We start from the raw sequence: 24,137 nt of genomic DNA, 5'->3' as shown, positions 1-24,137 counted from the left end.
TGGGGTCATGTCTGCCCGCCAGGAGCTCCACGACCTCGCCGACTTCCTCCGCCGCCGCCGCGCCCTGCTGCGTCCGGTCGACGCCGGACTGCCGGAGGGCACCCGCCGACGCACGCCCGGACTGCGCCGCGAGGAGGTCGCGATGCTGGCCGGCGTCTCGGTCGACTACTACACGCGGCTCGAGCAGGCGCGCAGCTCGACGCCATCCGTCGGGGTGATCACCGGCATCGCGCAGGCCCTGCAATGCGATCAGGACGAGCGCGATCACCTGTTCCGCCTGACGGGGCACCCGACGCCGCCGCGCCGTGCCGGACGGCATGTGCGCCCCGGGCTGATCGCCCTGGGCAATCGCCTCACGGATCTCCCGGTGGTGATCACCACCGATCTCGGCGAGGTGCTCTGGGCCAATCCGCTGGGCCAGGCCCTGCTGGGTGATCAGCTGGAGGGGACGCCGCGAGAGCGCAACATCATCCTGCGCTGGTTCACCGACCCGTCGAGCCGCACTCTCGCCGAGGACCAGTGGGAGCGGATATCCGCCGCCCATGTCGCCGACCTGCGCGCCGCCTTCACCCGCCGCGGCGGCGATCGGGAGGTCATCGCCCTGGTCCAGGAGCTGCAGGCGGCCAGCTCCGAGTTCGCGCGCCTGTGGGACCTCCACGACGTCGGCGTGCGCCGCTCGGACCGCAAGACGATCATCCACGGCGAGGTGGGAGCGATCGAGATGCGATGCGAGGTGCTGCTGACCCCCGACGAGGACGTCGCGATGCACGCCTTCTTCCCCCTGGAGGGCACCGACGCCCAGGAGAAGCTGGACCTCCTCGCCGTCATCGGCACCCAGGTGATGCGCAGCAGCTAGAGGCTCGGGCCCTCCCACCGGAATCCGTCGGGGTCGGTGAGCTCGCCGAGGTCGCCCACGATCGCGAGCCGATGGGAGCCGCTGCCTTCGGAGGGCACCCCGGCCGCCTTGGCCAGGCCGCTGCGCTTGAGCAGGGCGAGCGAGATCGGCCCGGTCGCGAAGCTGGCGTACTTGCGACCATAGCTCTGGGCGACCTCGGTGCCGCGGTCCACGTAGAACTCCTTGCTGGGAGCGACGGCGGTCACGCCGAGCTGCACCACGAGCTCGTCGATCGTGCCGGGGGCGGCACCGGTGGCCTTCTTCGAGGAGGTGGCGAGGGTGACCACCGTCCCGTCGGGCGCCTCGAGCGTGCCGCCGTACCCGAAGAAGCTCCTGGAGGCGGGCTTCACGGTGCGCGCTCCGGCGGCGGTGCCGGCGGCCATGAAGCCGTCGACGACGCCCGGGTCGGGCACGACCAGGGACACCGTCGCGCCGCGGAAGCCCGTGCTGGGCTCCTCGGTGCCGCGGGTGCGGATCCTGTCGCCGAGGCCGAGCGCCTCGGCGTAGAAGCGGGCGGCCGACTCGGGGTCGTCGGTCTCGAGGAGGAGCTGTGTGATCGTCGTCATGCTCGTCAGACTAGTGCGGGCCCGAGTACGGTGCTTCTCGATTCCTGACCGGCTGGCGCAGGATCGTGCGCAGCTTCTCGGGCGCGGCGCGGCGGGGGTCGCCGAGGTAGATCTCGTGATGCGTGCCGCGCAGGGCGAGCCCTCGGGCGGGGATCTCCTCGTGGTGCATCGTCTCGAGCACGGGGCCCTCCTGCTCGTAGGGGCCGACATGGAGGGTCTGGATGCAGTGTCCCTCCCCGAACTCCTCCCATCGCACGTCGCCGGAGGTCTCGACCAGATCGCCCTCGATCCACGGCGGGGTCATCAGCAGCAGGCGCCAGTGCCAACGGCTCTTGTCCCGGGCGGAGGTGAAGGCTTCCATGTCCTCGGCCCACCACAGCCCTTCCAGCGGCGGGACCACGTAGTCACGTCCCAGCTCGCGCTTGCTGCGGAACTTCACGGAGTACGCCAGGGGGTAGAGCTGCGAGAGCGCCGCCTCGTACTCCGGGGAGGTGTTCGGGTCGCCCTCGCCGTCGATCATCAGGAAGCGCCTCGCGGGGACTTCGAGGGTCCGGAACCGTCCGCGTCGGGCGCGGTAGCTGTCGAGCTCCTTCTTCACGTCGTACGTCGCCGGATCACTCATCCGCGCCCCTCCGCCTCGATCCTGATCAGCGCCTCGTCCATGTGGTGCAGCACCCGCAGCGTCGCGGTGAGCTCCTGTGCGGTCAGATTCCCGCCCACGCTCCCCAGCAGCGCCTGCTCGCGGTCGGTGACCGCGGTGATGGCCTCGTGCCCCTGCGGCGTGATCCGCACCAGGTGGGAGCGCCGATGGGAGGGATTGTCCACGAGCTCGACCTGTCCGGCGCGCCGCGCCTCGTGGACCATGCGCTGGACGAACTGGCGGCTGAGGTCCTGGGACCGGGCGAGCTGGGGGACGGTGCGCTCGCCGTCCCGCCGCAGCTGGTCCAGCACATTGCGCACGCCGACGGACAATCCGCTGACTGCTTCGTCGTGCTCGACGATCCGGGAGACCCGGCGGTAGACGGGGCCGAGAGCCACATAGACCTCGGCGAGACGATCGGCCAGGGCGCCGGGTGGCAGCGGGGAGCTCATCCGCCCAGTATGACACCTGGGTTGTCAAGAAGGCGAGAATGTGACACCTTAGGTGTCATGAAACGCACCGTGCAACTCTCCGACCAGCGCATCGCCTACCTCGACGTCGGGCCCGAGGACCCGACGGGCCCGCCTCTGCTGCTCCTGCACGGCGGCGCGGTCGACTCCCGCATGTGGCATCCGCAGCTCGACGCCTTCCCGGACCACCGCGTGCTCGTCCCCGACGCCCGCGGTCACGGGGGCTCCTCGGACGCGGAGGGCCCGTACCGCCTCGTCGACGATGTCGTGGCGCTGCTCGACGCCCTGGGCGTCGAGCAGGTCGTGGCCATCGGCATCTCCATGGGCGGCGGCACCGCCTGCGACCTCGCGCTCGAGCACCCGGAGCGGGTCGTCGGGATCCTGGTCAGCGGCACCGGCACCAGCGAGCCCGTGTTCGAGGATCCCTGGGCGCTGCAGGCCTTCGCCGATTGGAAGGCCGCTGAGCAGCGGACTGACCTGCAGGAATGGGTCGACGTCCTCCAGCGCTTCACCGCCGGCCCTCATCGCACTCTCGACGAGGTCGATCCGGCAGTCCGGGACCTCGTCGACACCATGGCCCGCGACACCGTCCAGAACCACCTGCGCACCGACGCGGACGGCACCCCGGTCCCACCGCCCCCTCCGGTCCCGGTGACGGAGACCTGGCAACGACTGGAGCGGATCGACGTGCCCGTTCTCGCCCTGTGCGGCGCCCTCGACGGCGACGACCACCGCCGCAACGGCCGCCGGCTGGCCGACGCCGCCCCCGACGGCCGGTACGTCGAGCTCGCCGGCGCGGCGCACTACCCAAACCTCGAGGCGCCCGAGGACTTCGACCAGGAGGTGCGTGAGCTGATCAGGCGGACTTCCCGTGTTCGACGATGAGCCCGTGCAGCTCGGCGAGTTCTGCCGCTGTCAGCTCCGCCGCCTCGAGCGCGGGGGTGATCGCCCGCCGGAACGCCCGATATGAGGCGGGCACCTCCATGCCCCGCTCCCGGAACAGCCGTCTCGCGTACTCGTCGCAGACGAAGACGGGGCGGGAGAAGCAGTAGAGACTGATCGCGTCGGCCGTCTCCTCGCCGATGCCCTCCACGCCGAGCAGCTCGACCCTCAGGGGCGGGTCCTCGAGCTCGCGGGCGTGGGCGGCGCGGTCTCGGACCCAGCGCGCGAGCGCCTGGACCCGACGCGGCTTCGACCGCGGGAGACCCGAGCCGCGCACCAGCTCCCGCACCCTGTCCTCCTCGGCCGCCGCGAGAGCCCGGGGCTCGAGCAGGCCCGCCGCGCGCAGGGCGTCGATCGACAGCGCGGCCTGCTCCCACCGGCTGCGCTGAACCAGAACCGCCCCGAGCGCGATCTCGAAGGGCTCCTCGCCGGGCCACCACCAGCCCTGCGGTCCGTGCCGTGCCAGCAGCTCCTGGTGGAGAGCACGCAGATCCACTGCGGCGAGCGCGGTCACGATGCGCGCGCGGGGTAGATGCTCACGTCCTCCGCCTCGAGCCGGAAGCAGACCTCGGCGCCGGCTCTCAGGTCGCGGCCCGCCAGCTGCTGCGGCGTGAGGTCCGCGGCGATCCCGGCGGCTCGCACGCGGACCAGGTCGCCGACGGGCTCCAGACTCGACATGGTCCCCGGCAGCACCGTCGCCGTCGGCGGCGCCTCGGTCCCGTCCACCACCCGGATCCGGGACGGGCGCACCGTCGCGCGCACCGGTGTGCCGACGGACAGCGGACCCACCGGCTCTCCCCGCAGCATGCCCTGCTCGCCGTCGTCGCCGAGGCGCATCGCGCGGCCGTCCCAGACACCGCTGAGCAGGTTCACCCCGGCCAGACGCGCGGTGAAGGCGGCTTGCGGACGCCTGAGCACCTCCGCGGCGGGGCCGGTCTCGAGGATCCGACCGGCCTCGATCACCGCCACCCGGTCGGCGAGCGTCACCGCGTCCAGCACGTCATGGCTGACCACGATCGCGGAGCGCTCGGCCAGCACCCGGCGCAGCAGCTCTCGCAGCGCGGGTGCGACATCGACGTCCAAGGCCGCCATCGGCTCGTCCAGCAGCAGCAGGTCCGGCTGTGCCGCCAGGGCGCGGGCGACCGCGATCCGCTGCGCCTGCCCTCCCGAGAGCTGCGCGGGCCGACGGTCCGCGAGCTCCGGAACCCCGATCTCCTCCAGCCACCGCTCGGCCTCCTGCCGGGCGCGTCGCTGCCGCATCCCCTGAGCGCGCAGACCGAACATGATGTTGGCCCGCACGCTCAGGTGCGGGAAGAGCACGGGGTCCTGGGCGAGGGTGGTGACGGCGCGGTCGTGCGGTGGTACCCAGATCCCCGGGCCGCTCAGCAGCCGGTCCTGAAGAGCGATGGTGCCTGACGCGGGGCGCAGGGTCCCGGCGATCAGGGACAGGATCGTCGACTTCCCGGCACCGTTGGGACCGACCAGGGCCAGGGTCTCCCCGTCGGCGAGAGCGAGCTCGACGTCGAGTCCGCGTTCGGGGACCGTGGCACGCAGGGCGAGCGTCATGGCGCGGCCCGCCTGCCGGTGAGGGCGATGATCGCCACTGCCACGATCATGAGCAGGAAGGACAGGGCGACCGCCGCCTGCGGATCGGTCTCGCGCTGGAGGTAGATCTCCAGCGGCAGGGTGCGGGTGGTGCCCTGGAGGCTGCCGGCGAAGGTGATGGTCGCCCCGAACTCGCCGAGCGCCCGCGCGAAGGACAGCACGGTGCCCGAGGCGAGGGCGGGCAGCGCCAGCGGCAGCGTCACCTGCATCAGCACCCGGGTCGGGTGGGCACCCAGCGAGGCGGCGGCCGCCTCGTAGCGGGTGCCCGCGGTGCGCAGCGCCCCTTCGAGGCTGATCACCAGGAAGGGCAGCGCCACGAAGGTCTGCGCGAGCACCACCGCCGTGGTGGAGAAGGCGATCTGCACCCCCAGCAGCTCGAGCTGCCGGCCGATCAGCCCCTGCCGGCCGAAGGTGTACAGCAGGGCGATGCCCCCGACCACCGGCGGCAGCACCAGGGGGATCAGCATCAGCGACCTCAGGACGGACAGGCCGCGGAAGCTCGAGCGGGCCAGCAGCAGCGACATCGGCACCCCCAGCAGCACGCAGCAGGCGGCGCTGGTGGCGGAGGTCTGCAGGCTCAACCGCAGCGCGGCGAGGGAGGAGTCGCTGGTCAGCAGTGCGCCGAGATCGCCCCAGTGGACCCGCGTCGCCATGGCCACCAGTGGAAGCAGCACGAACAGCCCGCCCAGCAGGGCGGGGACCAGGACCCAGCGGGGCAGCGACCTCACGCCGACGACCTCATGCCCCGGCGAATCCGTACTCGGCCAGAACCCCCTGGCCGTCGGCGCCGGTGACGAGGGCGACGAAATCATCGCCCAGCGCGGTGTTCTCGCTGCCGGCCACCGTCGTGATCGGGTAGGTGTTCACGACGCTGTCGGACTCGGGGAAGGCGATGCCCTCCACCTCGTCGCCGGCTCTGCGCACATCGGTGACGTAGACCAGCCCTGCGTCGGCCTGGCCGCTGGTGACCTTCCCCAGAACGTCCGTGACGGACTGCTCCTCGCTGACGGGGGAGAAGTCGAGCCCCGCAGATCCCTCGACGGTCTCGGTCGCGCTCCCGCACGGCACCGCCGGCGCGCAGACGACGAGGTCCAGCCCCTCCTCGGTGAGCGAGGCGAGATCGGTGACCCCGGCCGGATTGCCGGCGGGCACGGCGATCATCAGCGTGTTGGTCGCGAAGTCCACCGGCTCGGCGCCCTGCAGCTGCGCGTCGACCAGCTTGTCCATGTTCTGGGTGTCGGCCGAGGCGAAGACGTCGGCCGGGGCGCCTGCCTGGATCTGGGCTACCAGGGTCGAGGAGCCGGCGAAGCTGAACTGCACGTCGACCCCGTCGTGGGTGGCCTCGAACTGCTCGCCGAGCTCCTCGAAGGGCTCCTGCAGCGAGGCGGCGGCGTAGACGACGAGGGTCTCGGAGGCGGACGACGAGCCGGAGCAACCCCCGGCGCCGAGAGCCAGGGTCAGGGCAGCGGTCGCGACTCCCACGCGAAGGACGGCTCTCATGAGTGCGCTGCCGGGGCGGGTGCCGGGGCGGGCTCGGCCTCGATGACGACCTGGGTCGCCTTCACGACGGCACTGGCGACCGTTCCTGGCTCGAGGCCGAGTTCCCGGGCGGCCTCGCTGCTCATCAGGGAGACCACGCGGAAGGGGCCGCACTGAAGTTCGACCTGCGCCATGACGGTGTCCAGGACGACGTCGGTGACGAGCCCGACGAAGCGGTTGCGCGCCGAGGACCTCGAGCTGCCGATCGGCTCGGGGGTCACGGCGAGCTCCCGGGCCATCCGGGCGACCTCCGTCCCCTCCAGGACCGTGCGCCCGGACGCGTCGGCCGTCGCCTCGAGTGCCCCCTTCTCGATCCAGCGGCGCACGGTGTCGTCGCTGACTCCGAGGAAGGTTGCCGCGTCTCGGACCCGTATCTGCGTCACGAAAGTCAGTGTAGCGGCGCAGACGCGGATCCGAGAGGGCCTCAGGCGACGAGCATCACCCCGGCCAGTGCTGTCGAGGCCACCAGGACGGTCGAGGCAGCCGCGAGGGCGAAGGGGCGTGCTCCGACCCGCAGCAGGGCGCGGACCTCCACGCCGGTGCCGAGGGCGAACATCGCTGCTCCGAGCAGGGTCGTCTGCAGCACCGCCCCGGCCTCCACCACCGCGTCGGGCAGCGGAAGGAACGAGCGCAGCAGCACCATCGCCAGGAAGCCGAGCACGAACAGCGGCACCAGGGGCGGGCGCGCCCCGTCGGCCCCGCCGCGGCGTCGCTCCCGGGTGCTGAGCACGGCCATCACCGGGGCCAGCATGAGGATGCGGGCGAGCTTGACGACGACCGCGACCGCGAGCGCCCCGCCGCCGAGCACGCCCCCGGCGGCGACCACCTGGGCGATCTCGTGGATCGATCCGCCCGCCCAGAGCCCGGCAGTGCCCGGAGCGAGCCCCAGCAGGGCGGAGGCGGCCGGGATCAGGGCGATCATCGCTGTCCCGCAGAGCACGACGAGGGCGACGGCGGTGACCGTGTCCTGCTCGTGCTGGTCCTCGGGGTCGGTGACCCCGGCGGCCGCGGCCACGGCGGCTGCCCCGCAGATCGAGAAGCCGCAGGCGATCAGGAGCGAGAGCCGCGGCGCGACGCCCAGCAGTCGGCCCAGCGCCACGGTGCCGAGGATCCCACCGCCCACGATCGCCACCACCACCAGGAGCATGGGGGCACCGAGCGCGAGGATGTCGCCGAGCACCAGCTGCAGCCCCAGCAGCACGATCCCCGCCCGCAGCAGCTTCTTCGCCGAGAAGTCCGTCCCGGCGGCGACGGCGGCGGGCAGCCCCGTGGTGTTGGCGATGAGGATCCCCGCGATGATCGCGATGATCAGGGCGCTCACGCCCGGGATGGCCGGGGCGATCAGCTGCGCCAGCACCGCGACGGCGAGACACAGCAGCAGGCCGGGGGGCAGCCCGCGGCGAGCCGGGGGAGCTGTGGTGGTGGCGGTCTGGGAGTCGGCGAGCGGTTGGGGCATGAAGGGAACCCTGTCACCGAGGGTCCTGGCCCGGTAGACGGCAGATTCGGACCAGGGCATATCATTCCTATATGCCTGATGAGCTTCCGAACCTGTCGGCGCTCGCCCTGTTCGTCGCGGTCGTCGACGAGGGCGGGCTCGGGGCCGGTGCGCGTCGTCTGGGCAGGTACCAGCCGAACGCGAGCCGCATGATCGCGCAGCTGGAGGCCCAGGCGGGGATAGCCCTGCTGGATCGTCATCCGCGCGGAGCGCGCCCGACCTCGGCCGGCCTGCTCTATGCTGCCCACGCCCGTGAGCTGCTGGAAGCCGCTGGCGACTTCACCGGCTGGCTGCGCCACAGCCGTGACGAGGACACGCTCGAGCTGCAGGTCGGGGCGAGCATGACGATCGCGGAGCACCTCATGCCGGCCTGGCTCACCGAGCTGCGGCGCACCAGTGCGCGGGTGCGGGTGGATCTGCGGGTGCTGAATTCGACCCAGGTCCTCGAGCAGGTCCGCAGCGGGCAGCTGCAGCTGGGATTCATCGAGACTCCGCATGTGCCGCGCTGGGTGCATGCCGGTGACCTGCGCGAGGACGAGCTTGTGGTGGTGGTCGCCCCGCACCATCCCTGGGCGAGCCGTGAGGAGCCGATCGGCCTCGAGGAGCTGGCCGCGACGCCTCTGGTGGTGCGGGAGGGCGGGTCGGGGACGCGGGACGCCTTCGAGGAGCTGGTGCCGTCGGCCGCCCGCACCGCGCCGGTCCAGGAGCTCGGCAGCAACGCGGCGGTACGGGTGGCGGTCAGCTCCGGGGCGGGCCCCGCCGTGCTGAGCATGCTGGTCGTCCGATCCCTGCTGGAGACGGGGCAGCTGTACCGGGTGCCGGTCCAGGGGGAGCGGCTGCGTCGGCCCCTGACCGCGGTGTGGACGGGGCCGCGGCGCCTCACCGGGCCGGCCGCGGAGCTCGTCGCCGTGGCGACAGCGCCCACGCGACCAGCCCCGTGAGCGCGCCGAGGACGGTGCCCGTCACCAGGCTCGAGATCACGGCGAAGGAGCGCGTGATCACCGCCTGCACGACGGGCGAGAGGTCCGCGAGATTCCCGCCGAGACGGGGAGGTGAGTCCCCGAACGAGACGGTCCACAGCAGCTGATGCGTCACGGCGAGCAGGATTCCATGGATCACCCCGACGGCGAGGAGGGTCAGGAAGGGGCGGGGCGGTCGGCGCCACACCACGACCCCGATCCAGACCAGCAGCGGGACGGCGACGAACACGGCGTTGAGGCCGGTGCCCTCGTGGATGAGATCGAGATCGTGCAGCACCACCCGGGGAACGCCGAGCAGGGCGAGGGCGAGGAGGGCGAGGAGGGGCAGAGGCTTCGTGGTCATGTCCCTGACGCTAGGAGTCCGAGGGGTGCTGCCACATCGGACCGGGGTCTCGGAGCGGGTACGTTCGGAGGCGACATCGAGACCCGGGAGCCGACGACATGCCTGTCCTGACCAACACCTCCGACCTGCCCGAGCAGCCGCGTCGCGGTGCCGTGTGGTCCATCGCGGAGCCGGAGCGCGAGCTGGATTCGAACCTGATCCGCCTGCCCGCCGGGGACGAGATCGATCCCCATGTCGGCGCCGAGGTGGACACGCTGATCCATGTGGTCCGCGGTGGCGGGACCCTGGTGACCGAGGGCGCCGAGGAACCCCTGCGGTCCGGGGACGTCGCGCTCCTGCCCCGTCGCACGGTGCGCGGATTCCGCGCCGGGGAATCGGGGCTCGAGTACCTTACGGTGCACCGCCGCCGCCGATCGCTGCAGATCCAGCGCCGCTGACACCCCCGTGCCCCGGAGCGCGCAGGAGCGCCCCGGGGTCGGGTGGCATCGATCAGAACGGAGGGGGGATCATCCGGGTCCCACGGCCCGGAAGGGCAGGACGGCGCCGGTGCCGGGATCGGTGAGCACGCGGTACCAGGTGTTCTCGGCGCCCGCGAGGGAGCGTGCCATCCGCGGCGGGACCGGGGATCCACCTGCGACCATGCCCGACGCACCCGCACCACCGCCCGGTCCGACACCCGCACCACCGGCGCTCTGTCATCACGTCCGCTCGCGGGGGCAGACTGGTGCCATGGCTGAACCCACCGATCCCCGCGTCGCCGTCTACCTCGACTTCGACAACATCGTCATGTCCTGGTACGACCGCGTGCACGGACGAAACGCCTACAGCCGGGACCGCCAGAAGATCACCGACGACCCATCGGCCCCCGGGGTCGCCGAACGCCTCGCCGCCGCGACGGTCGACGTCGGCGCGGTGATCGACTACGCCGCCTCCTTCGGGTCCCTCATGCTCACCCGCGCCTACGCCGACTGGTCCGCGCCCGTCAACGCCGACTACCGCTCGCAGCTCGTCGCCCGCGCCGTGGACCTGGTCCAGCTCTTCCCCGCCGCCGCCTACGCGAAGAACGGGGCGGACATCCGCCTGGCCGTCGACACCGTCGAAGACATGTTCCGCATCCCCGACCTCACCCACGTGGTGATCGTCGGCGGGGACTCCGACTACGTGCCGCTCGCCCAACGCTGCCGACGCCTGGGTCGCTACGTGATCGGCATCGGGGTCGCGGGCTCGACGGCGAAGTCCCTGGCCGCGGCCTGCGACGAGTTCGAGTCCTATGACAACCTCCCCGGCATCGAGCGCCCCGAGCCGGCAGCAGCCACCCGGTCCCGGCGCGTGCAGGGCACGGAGGACTCGGACGGTCGCCGGCGGGGCAGAGGCTCACGCTCCAGTGGCGGAGGGTCCGGGCCCTCCGACGTCACCGAGAACGCCGACGAGGCGGCCGACGAGACGCTCGACGTAGCCGACGACGAAGAGATCGCCGAGGATCCCGGGGAGGCGGCCACCCGACTGCTCCAGCGCGCTCTGCAGCTGGGCGGGCGCGGCGACAGCGAGTGGTTGCACAGCTCCGCCGTGAAGTCGCACATGCGCCGCATGGACCCCTCGTTCAGCGAGAAGGCCCTGGGGTTCCGCACCTTCTCCGCCTTCCTCAAGGCCCACTCCGATATCGCGGAGCTGGAGGAGTCGGGCCACGACCGCCTGGTGCGTCCGACGGACTGACCCCTCCGCCCGTCCCTGAGACGTCAGGTCACAGGATGGTCACGGCGACGTCGTGGCCTGGGGGATCCTGGGCGCCCATCCTAGGTTGGCGACGCTCCCGCAGCTCGATCGCGGGACCTGTCGGATCCCCGAGACCCCAGGAGTGCCCATGTCCTACGTCAAGCCCGCTGACCTCGTCACGCGGATGATCGACGCCGGAGCCGGCAAGCTCGGGCTGTCCGCCCGGGACGCCGTGCTCCGCGCAGCGATGGGCGGTGCGCTGCTCACTCTCGGGGCGGCGTTCGCGGTCACCGTCACCGTCCAGACCGGGGAGGCACTGCTCGGCGCGGTGCTCTTCCCGATCGGATTCATCCTGCTGTACCTGCTCGGGTACGACCTGCTCACGGGCGTGTTCACCCTGGCTCCGCTGGCGCTGATCGCCCGTCGGCCGGGCGCGAGCATCCGTCGCATCCTGCGCCTGTGGGCGCTGGTGTTCCTCGGCAACCTCCTCGGGGCCGTCGCCGTCGCCCTGGTGATGACAGTGTGCTTCACCTACGCCTTCAGCGCCGAGCCCAGCGCCGTCGGACTCGAGATCCGCGAGATCGGGCACGGTCGCACGGTCGGCTACGCCGAGCACGGCGCCGCCGGCATGCTGACGCTGTTCGTCCGGGCCGTGCTGTGCAACGTGATGGTCTCCACCGGGGTCATCGCCGCGATGATGTCCGACAACCTGCTCGGCAAGGCCGTCGCCATGTGGATGCCGGTGACGCTCTTCTTCTACATGGGCTTCGAGCACTCCGTGGTGAACATGTTCCTGTTCCCCGCCGGCCTGCTGCTCGGCGCGGATTTCACGCTGACGGACTACCTGCTGTGGAACGAGATCCCGACCGTGCTCGGCAATCTCGTCGGCGGGATCGTCTTCGTGGGGCTGGCCCTGTACATCACCCACCACCGACCGGCCCCGTCGACCGGTCCGGCTCCCCCGACCGGCCCCGCCACCACGCCGGAGCCGGTCGCCGCGTCCGAGTCCCTGGTGGCCGTGCGATGAGCGTCCGACGGATCGTGGTGGTCGGTGCCGGAATGGTCGCCCACCGTTTTGCCGAGTCCCTGCTGGCCCGCACCGGGGCCGAGCTCCACCTGACCGTCCTGGGGGAGGAGGGCTGTCACCCCTACGACCGTGTCGGACTCAGCCGCTTCTTCGACGGCGGTGATTCCGAGGCGATGACCCTTCAGCGCGGCGTCCTCGAGGACCCGCGGGTGCGCTTCTCCCCGGCCGACGGCGCGGCCGGCATCGACCGGGACAGGAGGCAGGTCCTCACCCACAGCGGTGAACGGATCGACTACGACCACCTGGTGCTCGCGACCGGCTCCTCCGCGAGTCGCCCTCCGCTCGAGGGCGCCGACCTCCCCGGGGCTTTCGTGTACCGCACTCTCGAGGACGTCCGGCGCCTGCGGGGCCACCTCGAGAGCGCCGGGCACGGTGGGCCACCGCGGGCGTACGTCATCGGCGGCGGGCTGCTCGGGCTCGAGGCGGCCGGCGCCCTGCAGAAGCTGGGGGCCGAGGTCACCGTCGTCCAGTCGGGGGACCGGCTCATGTCCGCCCAGCTCGACCTGCCGGCGGGCCAGGCCCTCCGCCGCCTCATCGAGCAACGCGGCCTCACGGTCCGCACCGGCACCCTCACCTCCCGCCTCACCGCCGGGGATGACGGGGCGGTCGCCGGCATCGAGTTCGCCGACGGCACCGGCGCGCCCGCCGACCTGGTCGTCTTCACCGTCGGCGTGCGGCCCCGCGACGAGCTCGCCCGCGCCGCCGACCTTCCCTGCGCCGCACGGGGAGGGGTCGAGATCGACGCCGGCTGTCGCACCGTCGATCCGGCGATCAGTGCCATCGGCGAGGTCGCGAGCTTCGCGGGACGCTGCGTAGGACTGGTCGCCCCCGGGTACGCCATGGCCGAGGTCGTCACGGATCGACTCCTGGACGGCGGGGCGACCTTCTCCGGCTACGACCTCTCCACACAGCTCAAGCTCTCCGGGGTGGAGGTGGCCAGCTTCGGGGACGCCTTCGCCACGACCGAGGACGCCCTCGACGTCGTCTACGCCGATCCCGTGGCCGGTGTGCACAAGAAGCTCGTTCTCTCCGACGACGCCGGCACCCTGCTGGGCGGCATGCTCGTGGGCGACACCTCCGCCTACGGGTCGCTGCGCCCGCTGATCGGGCGTCCCCTCGGGGCGGACCCCGCCGCCTACCTGCTGCCCGAGGGCGTCACGGGGGCACCGGGCGGAGACCTACCCGACGAGGCGATCGTCTGCTCCTGCGCGGGGGTGAGCGCCGGACGCATCCGGCAGGCCGTCCACGAGGAGGGCTGTGAGGACGCCGCCGGGGTCACCGCCTGCACCCGGGCAGGCGCCACCTGCGGCTCCTGCGTCGAGGCGCTGACGACGATGGTCGGCGCGGAGCTCATGGGGATGGGTCGTCCCGTCTCGACCGGACTGTGCGAGCACTTCGACCTCTCGCGCCGTCAGCTCTACGACGCGGTTCTGGTCTCGGGGCTGACCACCTTCAGCGCGGTCATCGAGCGCTTCGGCAGCGGGCGCGGCTGCAACACCTGCAAACCCGTGCTCGCCAGCATCCTGGCCACCCTCGCCCCCGCCCATGTGCTGGACGGGGAGAACGCGACGCTGCAGGACACCAACGACCACGTGATGGCGAACATGCAGAAGGACGGCACCTACTCGGTGGTCCCGCGGATGCCCGGTGGCGAAGTCACCCCCGAGGGTCTCATCGTGATCGGGGAGATCGCCCGTGATTTCGGGCTCTACTCGAAGCTCACCGGTGGCCAGCGCATCGACCTGTTCGGCGCCCGGCTCGAGGAGCTTCCGGTGATCTGGCAGCGACTGGTGGACGCCGGCTTCGAGTCCGGACAGGCCTACGGCAAGTCACTGCGGACCGTGAAGTCCTGCGTGGGGAAGGCCTGGTGCCGTTACGGCGTGCTCGACTCGACCGCCATGGCCGTCCGGCTCGAGCTGCGCTACCGAGGGCTGCGTGCCCCGCACAAGCTCAAGCTCGGGGTCTCCGGTTGCGCCCGCGAATGCGCGGAGGCCCGCAGCAAGGACGCCGGCATCATCGCCACCGCCCAGGGCTGGAACCTGTACATCGGCGGCAATGGCGGAGCGACCCCGCGCCATGGGCAGCTCTTCGCCGAGGGACTCGACGACGAAGCGTTGGTGCGCACCATCGACCGCTTCTTCCTGTACTACATCCGCACCGCCGACGCGCTCCAGCGCACCGCGCCCTGGCTGGAGGCCCTCGACGGCGGCATCGACGGGCTGCGCGAGGTGGTGCTCGAGGACTCCCTGGGGCTGTGCGCCGACCTCGACGCCGCCATGGAACGGCACGTGGCCGACTACGAGGACGAATGGGCGGCGACCCTCGCGGATCCCGAGAAGCTGCGACGGTTCCACTCCTTCGTCAACGCTCCCGACACCCCTGACCCCTCGCTCGCCTACACCCTCGAGCGCGGACAGCCCCGGCCGGCCAGCAGCGAGGAAAGACGCTCGGGGGAGGTCCTGATCGCAGGCACCCGACTGGAGGTTCGACGATGACCACGCAGGCGCTCGAGTCGACGACGAGCCCCCGTCTGAGCTGGCGGAGCGTGTGCACGCTCCACGACCTCGAGGTCGAGCGGGGACGGGCGGCCCTCGTCGATCGCGCGCAGATCGCCCTGTTCCTGCTCGCCGACGGCACCATCCGCGCGACCTGCAACAGGGATCCCTACAGCGACGCCTACGTGCTCTCCCGCGGCATCGTCGGCAGTCGCGGGGACGTCCCGACTCTCTCCTCCCCGATGCACAAGCAGGTCTTCGACCTGCGCACCGGCACCTGCCTCGACACGCGGGGCAAGGAACCCGCCCGACTGCGCACCTGGCAGGCCCGCGCCGTCGACGGTCAGGTGCAGCTGCTGTGGGGGAGGCCGTCATGAGCGGCCCGCGTCCCGGTGCCGTGGCGCTCGTCGGGGGCGGACCCGGCCCGCTCGACCTTCTCACGGTGCGCGCCGAACGCCTGCTGCGCGAGGCCGACGTGGTGGTCGCCGATCGGCTCGGCCCCGGTGCCGAGGCGCTCGCCGAACTCTGCTGGTGCGCCGACGTGATCGACGTGGGCAAGCAGCCCGGCCACCATCCGGTCCCGCAGCAGGAGATCACCGCTGCGCTGATCGACCATGCCCTCGCCGGGCGGAGGGTGGTGCGGCTCAAGGGCGGGGACCCGGTCGTGTTCGGTCGCGGCGGCGAGGAGTACGCGGCCTGCGTCGCCGCCGGGATCCCGGTCGAGATCGTTCCCGGGGTCACCAGCGCCGTCGCCGTTCCGGAGGCCGCGGGCATCCCCCTGACCCATCGCGGCACGGCGGCCTCGGTGCACGTGGTGCACGGGCAGGGCGAGCCGACGGCCGCGACCCTCGCCGCGCTCGTCGACGACACCACGACCACGGTGGTGCTGATGGGGGTCGGCGGCCTGCCGCGCCTGGTGGCCGCGGCCCTGACCCACGGGGTCCCGCCGTCGCGACCGACGGCGATCATCGAGAACGGGCACAGCGACCGGCAGCGCACCACGCGATCCACCCTCGGGCAGCTGGTCGGGGCCGCCCGGACCGCGGGTGTCCGCAGCCCGGCAGTCATCGTGCTCGGGGAGGTCGCCCGCCCGGGTCTGCTGCTGTCCGCCCCGGTACGGGAGGAGGTGCTCCCATGATCGCCTCGTCACGCCTGTCCGACGCGCTCCTCGGCCGCACCATCGTGATCACCCCCGAGCGACGGGCCGACGAGCTCGCGGCAGCCTTCGAGCGCCATGGCGCCCTGGTCCGGCGCGCGCCTGCACTCTCCACCGCATCGAACCCGGACGATGCGCAGCTGCTCGCACGGACCCGGGACCTCATCGCTCGCCCGCCCCAGGATCTCGTCGTCCTGACCGGCATCGGACTGCGCGGCTGGCTGCAGGCGGCCGACGCGGCCGGGCTGGGGGAGGAGCTGCACGCCGCGCTGGCCGCCGCCCGGATCGTCGCCCGCGGAGCGAAGGCCCGGGGTGCCGTGCAGGGCGCGGGGCTGGAGACCGCCTGGGTGGCTCCCTCGGAGACATCGGCGGAGGTGGGGGAGCATCTGGTGGCTCGGGGGATCGACGGGCGGCGAATCGCCGTCCAGCATCACGGCACGGGCGCCGACGGGCTCGACGAGCGCCTGATCGAGTACGGGGCGGACGTGGTGGGACTGACGGTGTACCGCTCAAGGCCGACCCGCGACCCCGCGGCGCTGCGGAGCTCGGTGCGAGGTGCCGTGGAGGGGTCCCTCGACGCCGTGGTGTTCACGTCCGCCCCGGCGGCGGCCGCCTGGCTCGAGGAGGTCGTCGCGGCAGGGCTCCTTCTGGGCCTGCAGGTCCGGGCCGCAGCGGGAGACGTGGTGCTGGCTTGCGTCGGACCTGTCACGGCGCGCCCGCTCTCGGACCGGGGACTGCCCGTGCTGCTCGCCGCGAGGGGCCGCACGGGGTCGCTCGTCCGCTCGGTCGTGGACCATTTCGAGGAGGCCGGATGACCGCGCTGATCGCCTGTTCCCACGGGACGCGCTCCCGCGCGGGTCGCGCCACCGTGCGCGACGTGCTCGAGGCCCTCGCGGGCGCGCTGCCCGGCGTTCTCGTCGTGCAGGCTTTCGTGGACGTCGAGCGGCCCACGGTGGCCGATGTCGCCGCCCGCCGTGCGGCGGAAGGCCCCGCCGTGGTCGTGCCGCTGCTGCTGTCCACCGGCCATCACGTCCGCGGCGACATCGGCGACGCCGTCGCCCCGCATCCCCACGTCACCGCCGCCGACCCGCTGGGGCCGGACCCGCTGCTCGCCGAGGCGATGCTGCGGCGCCTGGCGGAGCTGCCCGGCGGCGATGCCGGCCACCGCGACGGCGACCATGTGGTGCTCGCGGCCGCCGGCTCCACGGATCCTCTGGCCGCGCGCTCCGTCGGGCGGATGGGCATCCTCCTGCAGGAGAGGCTCCCCGTGCCGGTCACCGTCGGGTACGGCGCGGGAGCGAGTCCCTCGCTGGGTGAGGCGGTCTCGGCAGCGCGCGCCGCCGGAGCCCGTCGGGTGGTCGCGGCCAGCTACTTGCTGGCCCCGGGTCATTTCGCAAGACGTGTGGCCGCCTCCGGGGTCGATGCGCTGGCCGCACCGCTGGGCGATGATCCGGCGGTGATCACGCTCCTGGCCGCACGATTCCGTGAGGCCGCAGGCGCGTTCGTGTGACAGAGCGCGCCGTGACGAGAGATACTCGAGATCCCGATGAAGGAGGCGCTGTCATGAACATGCTCCTGTGGATCCTCGCCGTCGTGCTCGCCGCGGTGTTCGCCGGGTCGGGTGCCGCGAAGCTCCTGACCGCGCGAGACCAGCAGATCGAGCGCACTCCGTACGTCGAGGACTTCCCGCACAGCGTGATCCTCGGGATCGGCGTGCTGGAGATCCTCGGCGCCTTCGGCCTGATCCTGCCTGCCGTCACCGGTGTCATGCCGGTCCTGGTGGCGCTGGCCGCTGCGGGCCTCGCGATCACCATGGTCTTCGCAGCCCTCGTGCACATCCGCCGCGGCGACGGATTCGCCAAGGCGCTGCCCTCGATCGTGCTCGCGATCGTCTCCGTCTTCGTGGCCTGGTCCCGCTTCGGCCCGGTCCCGCTCTGATCAGCGGTTGAAGAGGTCTCCGAGTCCGATGTCGGAGAGCTTCTCACCGATTCCGGAGACCCTGTCCCCGGCATCCGAGATGCCGCCGCCGACGCCGTCCGCAAGACCCTCGACGCCCTCAAAGCCCTCGGCGCCCGCGAAGCCCTCGAACCCTTCGGTCAGGCCGCCCAGGTCCGCCTCCATGCCGGCGGTGAGGGAGTCGACGTCGATGCCGGAGGCGACGGCATCCTGCAGCAGGGAGCCTCCGATCCCGGTGGCGATCGCCCCACCGGCCACGACGCCGAGCAGTCCGCCGGCTGCGCCGACCGCCCCGACGCCGAGTGCCCCGGCCCCGGCCCTGGAGGTGCCGGAGCGTCCCAGCAGACGCGTGAGGCGGCGGGGATCCATCGCGCCGAGCCGGGTCGCAGAGCGAGCGAGGTCGTCCGGGGCGTCCGAGCGGGGCCGCTCGGACTCGGGCAGCTCGGAACGCATCGAGGCTGTCAACTGGGTGCGCTGCTGCGGGGTCAGACGTTCGAAGGCCTCGCGGTGGACGCGCTCGAGCTGGTCGGGCTCCGTGGTGCGCACCAGGTAGTCGTAGCGGGCGATCGCGCGACGGTCCGCCTCGGACGGTGACGCCGCCGCCGATGCCGACGTCGATGCCGACGCGGGTGTTCCCGCCGACGGAGCGGGGCCGGGCCGCCGGTCGTCCTCGCCCGTGATCGCGTCGGAGGCGCGGCGGACCATCGAGCGCCAGTCGGAGCCCCCGCCGGATCCTGCCCCTGATCGTGCGCCCGGTCCCGTTCCCGCGTCGCGGGAGGGAGTCGTCCTGGAGTCGAGGGCCTTGCGGGCCATGCCGGCCAAACGGTCGAAGGTGCTCACGTCGGTCCTTCCGGTCGTGGTCGTCCCCGGAGCGCCGGGTACGGGACGATCCTGACGGATGGACCTCCGCGTCGCCCGAGAACATCGTGACAGCTCTCCGGACGCGATGCGAGGATCACTCCATGGCACCGCCCACCGACGTCATCTCCTGGCTGCTGGACACCGACCCCGCGCTGCGCTGGCAGGTCGAGCGCGACCTGCTCGACGCCCCGACCGACCGGTGGGAGGCCACCCGTGCCCGGATCCCCCGGGAGGGGTTCGGAGCCGCCCTCCTGGAGCGGCAGGATCCCGACGGGCAGTGGGCGGGCGGCGCGTTCTTCCCGGCCGGATTCCTCGAGGACCCCGAGAGTCGCACGCTGCCCGGTCAGCCCTGGACCGCGACCACCTGGACGCTGACCACCCTGCGTGAATGGGGGATGGACGCCGCGCCGCTGATCGAGCGGGACACCGCTGGGCTGCTGGCGGAGAACTCCCACTGGGAGTACGACCGCAGCCTCCCGTACTGGGGCGGCGAGGTCGACTGCTGCATCAATGCGATGACACTGGCCAACGGGCTCTGGCTCGGGGCCGACGTCGAGGACCTCGCGACCTGGTTCGTCGAGCATCTGCAGCCCGACGGCGGCTGGAACTGCGAGTGGACCGACGGCTCGGTGCGCTCCAGCGTCCACTCCACGCTCAACGCCCTGCGCGCCCTGCTGGTGCACGAGCTGGCCACCGGCGGAACCGAGGCCACCCGTGCGGCGCGCGCGTCGGGGGAGGAGTACCTCCTCGAGCGGCATCTGACCCGGCGTCTGAGCACCGGGGAGCTCCTCGGGCCCTGGGTCGACCACTTCCTGTACCCGCCGCGCCACATCTACTCCGCGCTGCGGGCGCTGGACCACTTCCGCCTCGCGGGCCGACGGGATCCGCGGATGGCCGAGGCTGTCGAGATCGTCCGCCAGGCGCAGCAGAGCGACGGCACCTGGCTCCAGCAGAAGGTGCTCCCCGGCCAGGTGTGGTTCGAGATCGACGTCCCGCTGGGCGAGCCCTCGCCCTGGCTCACCCTGCAGGCGCTGCGGGTGCTGCGATGGTGGAACGAGTCGCCGAGCTGATCATCGCTGCCCGTTCGTAAAGCCTCTACAGCGCGTTGCCGAAAATACAGCTGTTATGTGCTGTCATGAGCGGGCGAGGGTCACGGCATCCCGCGTCGTGGTCCGGATCCGGTACAGGCTCGTGCTCGCGACGACGTAGAGCGTGCGCCCGTCGTCGCCGCCGAAGCACAGGTTCGCCGTCTTCTCCGGCACCGGAAGGTCCAGCAGGCGCTCGCCGGTGGGGGCGAAGACCTGAACCCCGGACAGGCTCGAGCTCCAGATCCTGCCCTCGACGTCCACCCGGATCCCGTCGGGCAGCCCGGGGGAGACCTCCGTGAGGATGCGGCCGTTCTTCGCGTGCCGGCCCTCGACGACGTCGTACACGTGGATCGCGTGGCCATGGGGGCGGTCCGGGAACGGATCGGACTCGTCGGCGGGCGAGAGCGAGGAGTCGGCGACGTACAGCAGGGACTCGTCGGGGGAGAAGGCGAGACCGTTGGGTGCCTCCACGTCGATCACCACCGGGGTGAGGATTCCGGAGGCCTCGTCGTAGCGGAACACCCAGCGGTCGCCGTACTCCTCCTCACCGGCGTGCCCCTCGACGGGGCGCTTGATGCCGTAGGCGGGGTCGGTGAACCAGATCGCCCCGTCGGAGGCGACGACCACATCGTTGGGGGAGTTCAGGCGGTGCGGGCCGAGGTGGTCCACGAGAGTGGTCGGTGCAGGTGCCTCCCCGGGGCCGACGGCGGTATCTCGCTGGACCGCGCGGCGGCCGTGGGAGCACTCCACGACGTTCCCGGCGAGGTCCAGGGTGCGTCCGTTGGTGTACTCGGCGGGAGCGCTGAACACTGTCAGCTCCCCGGTCTCCTCGGAGAACTCCAGGATGCGGTCGTTGTGGATGTCGCTGAAGCGCACCGCCCGGCGACCCGGGATCCAGACGGGGCCCTCGGCCCAGGTGGCACCGGTCGCCACCTGTACGAGCGCGGCATCGTCGACCAGCAAGCTGGAGCGGAGGTCGGTCATGGGGTCTCCTCGGAAGGTCTTCGGGTGGTCTTCGGGTGGGGCCCCCGGGCGGTCATCGGGTGGCCCCCGGGGAGGTTTCTGGTGGCCGCCGGGCGGTCCCCGGGTCGTCTATCGCCCGCCGCGGGTCATCATGCAGGGCTTCCCACGTCGTCGACGACTCGTGTCGGTTCGCCCATTCTCCCGATCCGTCACGTCTGCGCAACGGATCGGGGGAACCGGCATGCCGGGTCCGGCGTGTCGGGCGGGTGGGGGTGGCCCGGCGCGTCGGGCTGGTCGAAGTAGCCCGCCGCCCCGCCGCTGCGGCGCTCCGCTGCTTCGCCGCTGCGCCGCTCCGCCACCCCACTGCATCGCCGCCCACTACTTCGCCGCTCCACTGCCTCGCCGCTCCGCCGACGCGCCACCGCCCCGCCTGCTGCCCACCCGAGCGGTCGGATAACGTTTCCGTCACGGGTCAGCTGATCCGCTCCAGGGATTCGGCGCTCGTGCGTGTCACTGCTACGTTTCAGGGCACACGCACCGGTGCGTCACGTCACAAGCAGCCGCCGGCGCCTCACAGAGCCGTGATCCCGCGGACCGCTTCACCCCTGGAGGAACCCATGTTCGATGCCGCTTTCACCCCGAGGCGACGGGCAGTGCTGCTGTCCCTGGCCGGGGTCCCCGTCCTCCTGTCCGCCTGTGCGAAGACCGCGGACGACGGCGGCGGCAGCGGTGGCGGCGACGGTTCCGGCGCCCTCACCGTCGGCACCACCGACAAGGTCACCGCCCTCGATCCGGCGGCTGCCTACGACAACGGCTCCTCCACGGTGTGGACGCAGTGCTACGGCTACCTCATGGGCACCTCCGTCGGCTCCGAGGACGGCAAGCCCGAGCCCGACCTCGCCGAGTCCGGGGAGTTCACCAGCGAGAACGTCTACACCGTCACGCTCCAGGAAGGCCTGACCTTCGCCAACGGCAACGAGCTGACCAGTGAGGACGTCAAGCACACCTTCGATCGACAACTGAAGATCGCCGATCCCAACGGCCCCTCCAGCCTGCTGGGGAACCTCGAGAAGGTCGTGGCCGTCGACGACCTCACCGTCGAGTTCCACCTCACCGAGCCCAACGACCAGACCTTCCCGTACGTGCTGTGCAGTCCGGCCGGCCCCATCGTCGACGCCGACGTCTTCCCCGCCGACGAGGTGCTTCCCGACAACGACATCGTCGACGGCGGCGCGTTCTGCGGCCCGTACCAGATCACCAGCTGGAAGATCAACGACCTGGTCTCCTATCAGGCCTTCGACGGCTACAAGGGCATCTTCGGCGCCCCCGCCACGCAGAAGGTGTCGATGACCTACTACGCCGACCAGAACAACATGAAGCTGGACATCCAGGAGGGCAACATCGACTGCGTGTGGCGCTCGCTGTCCGCCACCGACATCGAGGACCTCTCGGCCGACGACGCCGTCACCGTGCACGAGGGCCCCGGCGGCGAGATCCGCTACATCGTGTTCAACTTCGCCACGATGCCCTACGGCACCAAGACCGAGAACGCCGACCCCGCCAAGTCGCAGGCCGTCCGTCAGGCCGCCGCCGATCTCCTGGACCGTGCGGCGATCGCGAAGTCGGTCTACAAGGGCACCTACACGCCGCTGTACTCCTACATCCCCGAGGGGCTGCCGGGCTCCGGCACCCAGTTCAAGGACATGTACGGCGACGGCGAGGGCGGCCCCGACGCCGCCCGCGCGAAGAAGCGACTCGAGGACGCGGGCGTCGAGATCCCGGTGCAGCTCAGCCTGCAGTACAACCCCGATCACTACGGCGCCTCCTCGGGCGACGAGTACGCAGCGGTGAAGAGTCAGCTGGAGGCCGACGAGCTGTTCGTCGTCGACCTGAAGTCCACCGAGTGGGTCCAGTACAACAAGGACCGCACCAGCGACGTGTACCCCGCGTACCAGCTGGGCTGGTTCCCTGACTACTCGGACGCCGACAACTACCTCTCGCCGTTCTTCGCCACGGACAACTTCCTGGTCAACCACTACTCGAACGAGAAGGTCGACCAGCTGATCGCCCAGCAGCGCGGCACCCAGGACGAGGCGGAGCGCGAGGCGCTGTTCGTCGAGATCCAGGACATCGTGGCCGAGGAGATCTCGACCCTGCCCCTGCTGCAGGGAGCCCAGATCGCGGTGTCCACGACCGAGGTCGAGGGCGTCACGCTGGACTCGTCCTTCAAGTTCCGCATCGCTCCGATCAGCAAGTGACCGCGGAGCCCGACACGACGGTCGAGCCCACCACCCCCCGACCCGCGCGCAAGCGCGAGCGCTCGGGGGGCCTCGGCCGCTACATCCTGGTGCGCTTCCTGCTCATCATCCCGACCGTGTTCATCCTGATGACGGTCGTGTTCTTCCTCATGAGGATCACGGGCGACCCGATCACGGCGGCCCTGGGCGGCCGCCTGACTCCCGAACAGCTCGCGGAGCGCCGTGCCGAGGCCGGCTACGACCGCCCGCTGATCGTGCAGTACATCGACTATCTCGGCGGTGTGGTCCGCGGCGACTTCGGCACGTCCTACACCGACGGCACCCCGGTCGCCCAGATCCTCACCACGTACGGCGGGGCGACCTTCGAACTGGTGGTGTATGCCGTGGTGGTCGCACTGGTGGTCGGCGTGCCCCTGGGCATGATCGCGGCGCGCACCCGCGACCGCTGGCCGGACGCGGTGCTGCGGATCGTGGCGATCCTCGGCTACGCGACGCCCGTGTTCTTCGTGGGCCTGCTGCTGAAGCTCGTGTTCTCCGTGGGCCTGGGCTGGCTGCCGGTCGCCGGCCGCCTCTCCACCCGCGGCGAGCTGACCATGAGCTCGATCCTGAACCCCTCGCCGTTCTACCTGCTGGACGCGCTGCGGCTGGGGGACGTCGACCTGCTCGTCGACGTCACGAAGCACGCGCTGCTGCCCGCCATCGCGCTCGGCGTGCTCACCGGGGGCATCTTCCTGCGCCTGGTGCGCACCAACATGATCGGCACGCTGGAGATGCAGTACATCGACTCGGCCCGCTCCCGCGGGGTGGCCGAGCGGCGGTTGACCACCCGGCACGCCCTGCGCCCGGCACTGATCCCGATCGTGACCGTGATGGGCATGCAGATCGCGATGATGCTGGGCGGTGCCGTGCTGACCGAGACCACCTTCGAGTGGAACGGGCTGGGCTACATGCTCGCCGAGTACATGAAGGCCCGCGACTACGTGGCCGTGCAGGGCATCGTGATGATGCTCGCGGTCATCGTGGCGATCTCCAACTTCCTGGTCGACGTCGTCGCCGCCCTCATCGACCCCCGAGTGAGGTACTGA

27 protein-coding genes are annotated in these 24,137 nt (G+C 71.7%); 15 read left to right on the top strand and 12 right to left on the bottom strand.

Annotated elements, in window-relative coordinates; translation table 11 throughout:
* Window positions 1-7 precede the first annotated feature (7 nt).
* On the top strand, window positions 8-856 hold the full coding sequence (locus BH708_RS05040; protein ID WP_076807111.1) for a helix-turn-helix transcriptional regulator: 849 nt from the start codon (window positions 8-10) through the stop codon (window positions 854-856).
* On the opposite strand, the gene BH708_RS05035 is transcribed toward BH708_RS05040, so the two are convergent.
* The 3 genes from BH708_RS05035 to BH708_RS05025 are packed head-to-tail and all read right to left on the bottom strand — an operon-like array spanning window position 853 to window position 2,553.
* Window positions 853-1,461 (bottom strand): glyoxalase, encoded by a 609-nt coding sequence (locus BH708_RS05035; RefSeq protein WP_076807109.1) that lies wholly within the window; start codon window positions 1,459-1,461, stop codon window positions 853-855. The two genes, BH708_RS05040 and BH708_RS05035, sit on opposite strands and share 4 nt — an antisense overlap.
* A gap of 10 nt (window positions 1,462-1,471) precedes the next feature.
* Window positions 1,472-2,083, bottom strand: a complete 612-nt coding sequence (locus BH708_RS05030; RefSeq protein ID WP_076807108.1) for a GyrI-like domain-containing protein — start codon at window positions 2,081-2,083, stop codon at window positions 1,472-1,474.
* A complete protein-coding gene (locus BH708_RS05025; RefSeq protein WP_076807106.1) occupies window positions 2,080-2,553 on the bottom strand; it encodes a MarR family winged helix-turn-helix transcriptional regulator in 474 nt (157 codons plus the stop codon). Before BH708_RS05025 ends, BH708_RS05030 begins: the two co-directional genes overlap by 4 nt.
* 57 nt (window positions 2,554-2,610) lie before the next feature.
* Here BH708_RS05025 and BH708_RS05020 point away from each other — a divergent pair, with 57 nt between their 5' ends.
* On the top strand, window positions 2,611-3,456 hold the full coding sequence (locus tag BH708_RS05020; RefSeq protein WP_076807104.1) for an alpha/beta fold hydrolase: 846 nt from the start codon (window positions 2,611-2,613) through the stop codon (window positions 3,454-3,456).
* On the opposite strand, the gene BH708_RS05015 is transcribed toward BH708_RS05020, so the two are convergent.
* Genes BH708_RS05015 through BH708_RS04990 form a run of 6 tightly spaced genes read right to left on the bottom strand, consistent with a single transcriptional unit; the run spans window position 3,428 to window position 8,113 of the window.
* On the bottom strand, window positions 3,428-4,027 hold the full coding sequence (locus BH708_RS05015; RefSeq protein ID WP_076807102.1) for an endonuclease III domain-containing protein: 600 nt from the start codon (window positions 4,025-4,027) through the stop codon (window positions 3,428-3,430). The two genes, BH708_RS05020 and BH708_RS05015, sit on opposite strands and share 29 nt — an antisense overlap.
* Window positions 4,024-5,079 (bottom strand): sulfate/molybdate ABC transporter ATP-binding protein, encoded by a 1,056-nt coding sequence (locus tag BH708_RS05010; RefSeq protein WP_076807100.1) that lies wholly within the window; start codon window positions 5,077-5,079, stop codon window positions 4,024-4,026. The genes BH708_RS05015 and BH708_RS05010 overlap by 4 nt, the downstream gene beginning before the upstream one ends.
* Window positions 5,076-5,846: an ABC transporter permease gene (locus BH708_RS05005; protein WP_076807099.1), complete on the bottom strand. Its 771-nt coding sequence runs from the start codon at window positions 5,844-5,846 to the stop codon at window positions 5,076-5,078. Before BH708_RS05005 ends, BH708_RS05010 begins: the two co-directional genes overlap by 4 nt.
* Window positions 5,847-5,856: 10 nt before the next feature.
* Complete coding sequence (modA, locus tag BH708_RS05000; protein WP_076807097.1) at window positions 5,857-6,618, bottom strand: molybdate ABC transporter substrate-binding protein; 762 nt, start codon at window positions 6,616-6,618, stop codon at window positions 5,857-5,859.
* Window positions 6,615-7,040, bottom strand: a complete 426-nt coding sequence (locus tag BH708_RS04995) for a molybdopterin-binding protein (protein ID WP_076807096.1) — start codon at window positions 7,038-7,040, stop codon at window positions 6,615-6,617. The genes modA and BH708_RS04995 overlap by 4 nt, the downstream gene beginning before the upstream one ends.
* A gap of 41 nt (window positions 7,041-7,081) precedes the next feature.
* Window positions 7,082-8,113 carry a YeiH family protein gene (locus BH708_RS04990; protein WP_076807094.1) on the bottom strand — a complete coding sequence of 344 codons (1,032 nt, stop codon included), beginning with the start codon at window positions 8,111-8,113 and terminating at the stop codon, window positions 7,082-7,084.
* A 71-nt stretch (window positions 8,114-8,184) separates the two neighbouring features.
* On the opposite strand from BH708_RS04990, the gene BH708_RS04985 reads away from it, so the two are divergent.
* Complete coding sequence (locus BH708_RS04985) at window positions 8,185-9,093, top strand: LysR family transcriptional regulator (RefSeq protein ID WP_076807092.1); 909 nt, start codon at window positions 8,185-8,187, stop codon at window positions 9,091-9,093.
* On the opposite strand, the gene BH708_RS04980 is transcribed toward BH708_RS04985, so the two are convergent.
* Window positions 9,032-9,475, bottom strand: coding sequence for a hypothetical protein (locus tag BH708_RS04980; protein WP_076807090.1), 444 nt, complete (start codon window positions 9,473-9,475; stop codon window positions 9,032-9,034). The two genes, BH708_RS04985 and BH708_RS04980, sit on opposite strands and share 62 nt — an antisense overlap.
* A 98-nt stretch (window positions 9,476-9,573) precedes the next feature.
* Between BH708_RS04980 and BH708_RS04975 the strand changes: the two genes are divergently transcribed.
* The 9 genes from BH708_RS04975 to BH708_RS04935 all read left to right on the top strand — a co-directional run bounded on the left by BH708_RS04975 (window position 9,574) and on the right by BH708_RS04935 (window position 17,864).
* Entirely contained in the window at window positions 9,574-9,912 is a 339-nt protein-coding gene (locus tag BH708_RS04975) for a cupin domain-containing protein (protein ID WP_076807088.1), read from the top strand.
* A gap of 292 nt (window positions 9,913-10,204) precedes the next feature.
* On the top strand, window positions 10,205-11,188 hold the full coding sequence (locus BH708_RS04970) for an NYN domain-containing protein (RefSeq protein WP_076807086.1): 984 nt from the start codon (window positions 10,205-10,207) through the stop codon (window positions 11,186-11,188).
* A 148-nt stretch (window positions 11,189-11,336) separates the two neighbouring features.
* Entirely contained in the window at window positions 11,337-12,215 is an 879-nt protein-coding gene (locus BH708_RS04965) for a formate/nitrite transporter family protein (protein WP_076807085.1), read from the top strand.
* Entirely contained in the window at window positions 12,212-14,770 is a 2,559-nt protein-coding gene (gene nirB, locus BH708_RS04960; protein WP_172805740.1) for a nitrite reductase large subunit NirB, read from the top strand. The genes BH708_RS04965 and nirB overlap by 4 nt, the downstream gene beginning before the upstream one ends.
* Entirely contained in the window at window positions 14,767-15,147 is a 381-nt protein-coding gene (nirD, locus tag BH708_RS04955) for a nitrite reductase small subunit NirD (protein ID WP_076807083.1), read from the top strand. Before nirB ends, nirD begins: the two co-directional genes overlap by 4 nt.
* Entirely contained in the window at window positions 15,144-15,908 is a 765-nt protein-coding gene (gene cobA / locus BH708_RS04950) for a uroporphyrinogen-III C-methyltransferase (RefSeq protein ID WP_076810819.1), read from the top strand. Before nirD ends, cobA begins: the two co-directional genes overlap by 4 nt.
* Complete coding sequence (locus BH708_RS04945) at window positions 15,905-16,741, top strand: uroporphyrinogen-III synthase (protein WP_076807081.1); 837 nt, start codon at window positions 15,905-15,907, stop codon at window positions 16,739-16,741. Before cobA ends, BH708_RS04945 begins: the two co-directional genes overlap by 4 nt.
* A complete protein-coding gene (locus BH708_RS04940) occupies window positions 16,738-17,436 on the top strand; it encodes a sirohydrochlorin chelatase (RefSeq protein ID WP_076807079.1) in 699 nt (232 codons plus the stop codon). Before BH708_RS04945 ends, BH708_RS04940 begins: the two co-directional genes overlap by 4 nt.
* A 53-nt stretch (window positions 17,437-17,489) precedes the next feature.
* Complete coding sequence (locus BH708_RS04935) at window positions 17,490-17,864, top strand: DoxX family protein (protein WP_076807078.1); 375 nt, start codon at window positions 17,490-17,492, stop codon at window positions 17,862-17,864.
* Here BH708_RS04935 and BH708_RS04930 read toward each other — a convergent pair whose 3' ends face one another.
* Window positions 17,865-18,722 carry a hypothetical protein gene (locus BH708_RS04930; RefSeq protein WP_076807076.1) on the bottom strand — a complete coding sequence of 286 codons (858 nt, stop codon included), beginning with the start codon at window positions 18,720-18,722 and terminating at the stop codon, window positions 17,865-17,867.
* A gap of 122 nt (window positions 18,723-18,844) precedes the next feature.
* Between BH708_RS04930 and BH708_RS04925 the strand changes: the two genes are divergently transcribed.
* Entirely contained in the window at window positions 18,845-19,813 is a 969-nt protein-coding gene (locus BH708_RS04925) for a squalene cyclase (protein ID WP_076807074.1), read from the top strand.
* Between the two features lie 63 nt (window positions 19,814-19,876).
* On the opposite strand, the gene BH708_RS04920 is transcribed toward BH708_RS04925, so the two are convergent.
* Window positions 19,877-20,815, bottom strand: a complete 939-nt coding sequence (locus BH708_RS04920) for an SMP-30/gluconolactonase/LRE family protein (RefSeq protein WP_076807072.1) — start codon at window positions 20,813-20,815, stop codon at window positions 19,877-19,879.
* A 596-nt stretch (window positions 20,816-21,411) separates the two neighbouring features.
* On the opposite strand from BH708_RS04920, the gene BH708_RS04915 reads away from it, so the two are divergent.
* Both BH708_RS04915 and BH708_RS04910 read left to right on the top strand, forming a co-directional pair.
* The gene (locus BH708_RS04915) at window positions 21,412-23,052 is read left to right on the top strand and encodes an ABC transporter substrate-binding protein (RefSeq protein ID WP_076807070.1); all 1,641 of its coding nucleotides are present in this window, start codon (window positions 21,412-21,414) and stop codon (window positions 23,050-23,052) included.
* The gene (locus BH708_RS04910; protein ID WP_076807069.1) at window positions 23,049-24,137 is read left to right on the top strand and encodes an ABC transporter permease; all 1,089 of its coding nucleotides are present in this window, start codon (window positions 23,049-23,051) and stop codon (window positions 24,135-24,137) included. Before BH708_RS04915 ends, BH708_RS04910 begins: the two co-directional genes overlap by 4 nt.

Source organism: Brachybacterium sp. P6-10-X1 (genome assembly GCF_001969445.1).
Classification (GTDB): domain Bacteria; phylum Actinomycetota; class Actinomycetes; order Actinomycetales; family Dermabacteraceae; genus Brachybacterium.
This window is presented reverse-complemented; position numbering and strand designations above follow the sequence as displayed.